Origin of the sequence: uncultured Sphingomonas sp., from assembly GCF_964243315.1 — a bacterium.
Taxonomy (GTDB): Bacteria; Pseudomonadota; Alphaproteobacteria; order Sphingomonadales; family Sphingomonadaceae; genus Sphingomonas.
The window spans coordinates 1-5278 of record NZ_CAXTEM010000103.1 but is presented as its reverse complement, the minus strand read 5'-3'; the positions used below and the strand labels follow the sequence as shown (position 1 = coordinate 5278).

The following is a 5278-nucleotide window of genomic DNA, read 5'->3' as shown; positions in this document are numbered from 1 at the left end:
CGCCGACCAGGGTGACGGTGCCGTCCTCGACATAGGGCAGGAAGCCGTCCTGCTGCGCACGATTGAAGCGATGGATCTCGTCGACGAAGAGCAGCGTGCGCTTGCCGATGCGGGCATGGTCGCGCGCCTCGGCGAACGCCTTCTTCAGGTCGGCGACGCCCGAGAACACCGCCGAGATCGCGACGAAGCGCAGGTCGACGGCGTCCGCCAGCAGCCGGGCGATCGTGGTCTTGCCGGTGCCGGGTGGTCCCCACAGGATCATCGACGACAGCCGCCCCGCCGCGACCATCCGCCCGATCGCACCTTCCGGCCCGGTGATATGATCCTGGCCGACGACATCGCCAAGCCGCCGAGGCCGCAGGCGATCCGCGAGCGGCGCATTCTCGGCGATGGTTTCGGGCGGGGGTGCGGGTTCGAAGCCGGCGAACAGATCGGGCATACCGCCAATATAAGCGCGGGCGGCCGGCGATGCATCTTCTGTTCTCCTGCGGACGCAGGAGCCCTGGGTTACGGGGAACATCGTTCTTGGCCCCAAGCTCCTGCGTCCGCAGGAGCACAGATGCCGCGAGAAGATATATCTTCGGGTATCTTGAAGACAGCACCAGAAGATATATCTTAGCGCTATCTGAAAACAGGAACGAGATCATGTTCAATCATATGCGCGGCCGCCATTGCGGCCCACGCGGCGGCGGCGAGTGGCGCCGCGGACCGTTTACCGTCAGCTGGGAAGTGAATGGCGAGCACGATCGTGGTCGTGGCCGCGGACGGCGGATGTTCGATGGCGGCGAGCTCAGGCTGGTTCTGCTCAAGCTGATCGCGGACGAAACCCGCCATGGCTACGAGCTGATCCGCGCGATCGAAGAGCTGACCGGCGGCGCCTATGCGCCGAGCCCCGGCATCGTCTACCCGACGCTCACCCTGCTCGACGAGATGGGGCTGATCGCCGAGCAACAGTCCGACGATGCCAAGAAGCGTTTCGCGATCACCGAATCCGGGCTGACGCACCTTGCCGAGAACGAGGCGCAGGTCGCGACGCTGATCGCGCGGCTGACCGACCTCGGCGCGCACCGCGAACGGACCGACGGCGCGCCGATCCGGCGGGCGATGGGCAATCTGCGGATGGCAGTGCAGGGGCGGCTCGGCCGCGGTGATCTCGATGACGAGAAGCTGCATGAGGTCGTCGCGATGATCGACGAGGTCGCACAACGGATCGAGCGGCTGCGATGAGTGTCTCGGTCGCTCGCGTGCCGACCGCGTCGGCGAGCCGCTATCTCCAGCAGCTTGCCAAGCATTGGAGCCATAAGATGACGGTCGCCTTCACCGCGGAGGAAGCCACGATCGACTTTCCAAATGGCGCCCGCTTGGTGATGCGCGCCGACATCGACACGCTCGACGTCGCGCTGACGGTGCCTGAAGGGGAGGACGTGGCCAACATGCGCGGGGTGGTGGAGCGCCACCTCGATCGGTTCGCGTTCCGTGAGGCGCCGTTGACCTTCGATTGGAAGTAAACGGAATTGATGTTCTGTCCTTCTGAAGAAAGAAGTGGTCATGTCTGTTTGCAACATTATCAACTTCGATTGAACTAGTATCTACGAACAGAGTATCCGGTGTTCTAGGGTATCATTACATGCCTGAACTATCGTATTAATCTGTTGTAGAGAGCGCCGCAACTTACTATGCCCGTTTCACGCTGATAGGTCATCGAATCGATCAACGATGAAACGGGGTGGGCAGTGGGTCCAAAGCACATAGTAATTACGAGGCTTTACTTGAGTCCGGTTGGACGATGATGCTGCGACGGAATAAGTGCGGCGAGATGTTGCCGCTTCAGGGTACTTCGTCGAAACAGGGGGCGGCTCTCGCGTGATGTGCGAGATCGGGCAGCGCGTAACGTGCCGGCCCGGTCGGTTGCGCTCACGGGGAGCCGTCGTGATGGATTGGCGCCTTCGCATCATCTTGCTCCTTTCGTTGCTGGGGACAGGCGGCAGCGCGGACGCCGCGGTTTGGAAGAACGGTGCTTTCCGCTTCACCGAAGGCCGGCCGGTCAGGATCGTCGTGGTGCAGTCCGATATCCAAGTCGGATCAATCGGCGTCGGCGGGGTGGAGGAGGCGAATGCGGACTGGACCGCGATGGCCCGCGCCAAGCTCGCCGCGGCGATCGAGACGCAGCAGCGCGTGTTCGGGAACGAGGTTGTCGTCCTGCCCGAGCAGAAGGGTGAGCAAGCCAAGCTGATCGCGGACTATCTGGCGTTGTTCAAGACAGTCGCAACCGAAGCCACGACGCACGAACTTACTCGTGATGGCGCCTTGCCGGCGCTGGGCGATCGAGTGAACTGGACGCTCGGTCCCGACGTGGCGAGGATCGTCGCGTCCGGCGGCGGAGACTATGCGCTGTTCGTAAGGATGCGTGACTCGTTCGGGACCGGCGAACGCAAGGCGTTTCGCCTGCTGACCGGACAGGTGGCGAGCATGATCCTGGAAGGGACGGGCGTTCACCAAGCCTTCGCGGCGCTGGTCGACCTGAAGTCCGGCGATCTCGTCTGGTTCAATCTCGATTTGCGCGCAGGCGGCGATCCGCGCACCGACGCGGGTGCGGCGAAGCGGGTCGGGCAATTGTTCGGCGCATTTCCGTCGAGGAAGCATGCCCGATGATGGCAAGGGCGTGATCACTGTCGGCGATGTGCTGAGGCGGATCCTTCTCGCCTCGAAGATCTGGTGCTCGTTCGTCGTCCTGGTTGCGGCAACCCCGGCGGTGAGTGAGCCCAAGCCGGATCGATATCCGACGATCGGTGCTGGGTATGTGCCGACCGATCCGGACGAGCGTGGGCTTTGGATGCAGTTCGAGGCGGTCGAGCGCGCGATGAAGACGTCCGATGCGCTGGTCCGCGATCAGGCACTCGACCGCTATGTCCGGGGCGTTCTGTGCCGCACCGTGAGTGAGGCGGCTTGCTCTAGCCTGCGATTGTACATCGTCCGGAACCCGAGCTTCAACGCGTCGATGGCGGCAAACGGGATGGTGACCGTTCACACTGGAGCGCTGCTGCGTATGCGCAACGAGGCCCAGCTTGCGGCGGTGCTCGGCCATGAATTCACGCACTTCGCACGTCGCCATTCACTTCAGACACTTCGCGACACTCGATCGAAGACCGGGCGGCTGGCGATGCTTTCCGCCATTCCCGTGTCCAACCGTGGATCCGCGGTGGCGATCGAGGTGGCGCGATTGCTGACGGTCGGGTCCCAATACAGCTTTTCGCGCGACATGGAGCGCGAGGCTGACGCGGGATCGATCCCGCTGATGGTGTCTGCCGGTTACGATCCGGCTCTTGCAGCATCGACGTGGCAAGCGTTGATCAACGAAGAGGAGGCTGCCCTGATCGCCCGTCGCAGGCGGATACGGTGGCGGGAGAACGGCTTCTACGCGACGCACCCGTCCCGGCCAGAACGGATCGCGACACTGACCTCGCTGGCGCGACCGTTCGCGGCTCGCGCGTTTCCGGACAATGGCGCCGAAGCGCATCGTGCGGCGATGCGGCCGTGGTGGCCCCGATTGGTCGACGAGCAGATCAAGCTGAACGATTTCGGTGGGTCGGATTGGCTACTCCGTGAGCTTGCTGCCGATGGTTGGACACCGGATCTGCTCTATGCGCGCGGCGAACTCTACCGCACTCGCGGCCGGCGCGAGGACCTCGGGCGAGCGGCGGCGTTCTACCGGCAGGCACTGACCGGCGACGCGCCGGTGGAGGCGTGGCGAGGTTTAGGGCTGGTGCTGCTGCGGAGTGGGGACGCGGCCGCGGGGCAGGGCGCGCTGAAGACGTATCTCGAACGCAAGGCAGACGCGACCGATCGCGCGATGATTGCGATGCTTGCGGGGCAGGCGCAGTGAGCCGCCGGCTGTCGTCGGTTCGGCTGGTGGCGATGCTGGCGATTGCGTCGATCGCGGCGCCCGCGCTGTCATACTCGTTGGTGTCCGCAGGACGTGCGATCCTGGTGGCTGCGTCACCGATGAGCGTGGCGCCGGCGATTTCCTGGAACCGCATACCCGAGCGGCCGGGGCGTCATGCTGAGCGCTGGACGCTCGATGGCGCCGGGCTCAACGCAGTGACTTTCTATGCCGGGATCAAGTCGGGCATGGCGCTGTTCCGCAAGGTCGACCGCCACAGCAGGCCGTTGCCGCGCTTCTCCGCATCAATGCTGTCGACCGACGTGGTCCAGTTCTTCGAGAGCAGCTATCGGGTGGCGGGCGGGTCGGTGTCGTTTACCGTGGACGATCTGGCGCCGGCACAGTTTGCGGGACGGCCCGGGTTTCGCTTCGGGTATAGCTTCACCCAGGAAGATGACGGGGTGCGGCGAAAGGGGGAGGCGACCGGGGGGGTGATCGACGGGCGACTGTACCTGATCACGTACGAGGCGCCCGCGATCCACTATTTCGCGTACAGCCTCGGTGATTACCGGACGATCGTAGGTAGCGCTCGGCTTTGGAAGGTCGAGTAGCGTTGGATTGGGGCTTCACGAAGGTTGCTGTTCACGGATTTCAAGTCGTCAGCTGCTATCTGGTCGGTCACCGATCACGTGCGGTATGTGTCCCCGCGGAGGCGGAGACCCAGTACTGGGCTCGCGCCTTCGCGGGAGCACAAAGAGGCGAGCTTTCAAAGAGCTCACGAAAGTAAAGCGTGTGCTATCCTGAGCCCGTCCCCCGCGTCGAACCCCCCGCTTATTGCTGCGTAAGGTCCTGGTTCTTCGGGTCGCCGCCGGTTCCCCCGACGCCGTCGCGACGGCCGCTGTCCGTGAAGATCGCTGGTTCTTCGCCGCCTTCGCCGCGGGCGACCGCGTCGGAGCGGGCAGCGACGATCTGTTCGAGGTCGCTACGCCCGTCCGCACCGCGTTCCTCGGGCAGCGTTTCCGGGTCGGTGCCCACGGCGTGCTGGTCGGCGTTGGTATCGTTATCGGTCATGCTCGGTCACTCACATCGGGTTGGCGGGTGCGGGATCGCTCGACGGCATGCCGGGGGCGGGCACGTCGATGTCGGGACCGGGCGGGCTGATCTCGGGCGGGGGCAGGTCGGGCTGCGAAGGCTGGGTCGGTTGCACCGGGTTTTCGGGGTAGGGCTGGGTCGCCATGTCGATCTCCTTGTCCGCGCTCAACGCGCTGCCGACCGGCGGGTTGCCTCGCCGCTTGCCCCCGACCGCGCGGGTGGTATAGACGCGCGCCGAAAGCCGATGTTCGATGCGGGCGTGGCGGAACTGGTAGACGCAGCAGGTTTAGGTCCTGCCATCGCAAG

At 64.6% G+C, this 5278-nt stretch carries 8 protein-coding genes; 5 read left to right on the top strand and 3 right to left on the bottom strand.

All coding sequences use genetic code 11. The features are described from left to right. Positions 1 to 439: AAA family ATPase (locus tag ACFE77_RS16045; RefSeq protein WP_375422649.1), on the bottom strand; the 439-nt coding region annotated here is incomplete at its 3' end. A gap of 206 nt (positions 440 to 645) precedes the next feature. Between ACFE77_RS16045 and ACFE77_RS16040 the strand changes: the two genes are divergently transcribed. The 5 genes from ACFE77_RS16040 to ACFE77_RS16020 all read left to right on the top strand — a co-directional run bounded on the left by ACFE77_RS16040 (position 646) and on the right by ACFE77_RS16020 (position 4491). After that, a complete protein-coding gene (locus ACFE77_RS16040) occupies positions 646 to 1227 on the top strand; it encodes a PadR family transcriptional regulator (protein ID WP_375422648.1) in 582 nt (193 codons plus the stop codon). After that, entirely contained in the window at positions 1224 to 1508 is a 285-nt protein-coding gene (locus ACFE77_RS16035) for a DUF2218 domain-containing protein (protein WP_375422647.1), read from the top strand. Before ACFE77_RS16040 ends, ACFE77_RS16035 begins: the two co-directional genes overlap by 4 nt. 424 nt (positions 1509 to 1932) lie before the next feature. Continuing rightward, the gene (locus ACFE77_RS16030) at positions 1933 to 2652 is read left to right on the top strand and encodes a hypothetical protein (protein ID WP_375422646.1); all 720 of its coding nucleotides are present in this window, start codon (positions 1933 to 1935) and stop codon (positions 2650 to 2652) included. Then, complete coding sequence (locus ACFE77_RS16025; protein ID WP_375422645.1) at positions 2642 to 3883, top strand: M48 family metalloprotease; 1242 nt, start codon at positions 2642 to 2644, stop codon at positions 3881 to 3883. Before ACFE77_RS16030 ends, ACFE77_RS16025 begins: the two co-directional genes overlap by 11 nt. Next, positions 3880 to 4491 carry a hypothetical protein gene (locus tag ACFE77_RS16020; RefSeq protein ID WP_375422644.1) on the top strand — a complete coding sequence of 204 codons (612 nt, stop codon included), beginning with the start codon at positions 3880 to 3882 and terminating at the stop codon, positions 4489 to 4491. Before ACFE77_RS16025 ends, ACFE77_RS16020 begins: the two co-directional genes overlap by 4 nt. A 220-nt stretch (positions 4492 to 4711) precedes the next feature. Here the strand turns inward: ACFE77_RS16020 and ACFE77_RS16015 are convergent, their stop codons facing one another. Together ACFE77_RS16015 and ACFE77_RS16010 are read right to left on the bottom strand one after the other, a co-directional pair. After that, positions 4712 to 4951, bottom strand: coding sequence for a hypothetical protein (locus ACFE77_RS16015; protein ID WP_375422643.1), 240 nt, complete (start codon positions 4949 to 4951; stop codon positions 4712 to 4714). Between the two features lie 10 nt (positions 4952 to 4961). Continuing rightward, a complete protein-coding gene (locus ACFE77_RS16010) occupies positions 4962 to 5117 on the bottom strand; it encodes a hypothetical protein (protein ID WP_375422642.1) in 156 nt (51 codons plus the stop codon). Positions 5118 to 5278: the final 161 nt, after the last annotated feature.

Coding starts and splice junctions, on each gene's coding strand:
- ACFE77_RS16015 (WP_375422643.1), bottom strand. CDS start 4,951: ATGACCGATAACGATACCAACGCCGACCAGCACGCCGTGGGCACCGAC.
- ACFE77_RS16040 (WP_375422648.1), top strand. CDS start 646: ATGTTCAATCATATGCGCGGCCGCCATTGCGGCCCACGCGGCGGCGGC.
- ACFE77_RS16025 (WP_375422645.1), top strand. CDS start 2,642: ATGCCCGATGATGGCAAGGGCGTGATCACTGTCGGCGATGTGCTGAGG.
- ACFE77_RS16030 (WP_375422646.1), top strand. CDS start 1,933: ATGGATTGGCGCCTTCGCATCATCTTGCTCCTTTCGTTGCTGGGGACA.
- ACFE77_RS16010 (WP_375422642.1), bottom strand. CDS start 5,117: ATGGCGACCCAGCCCTACCCCGAAAACCCGGTGCAACCGACCCAGCCT.
- ACFE77_RS16035 (WP_375422647.1), top strand. CDS start 1,224: ATGAGTGTCTCGGTCGCTCGCGTGCCGACCGCGTCGGCGAGCCGCTAT.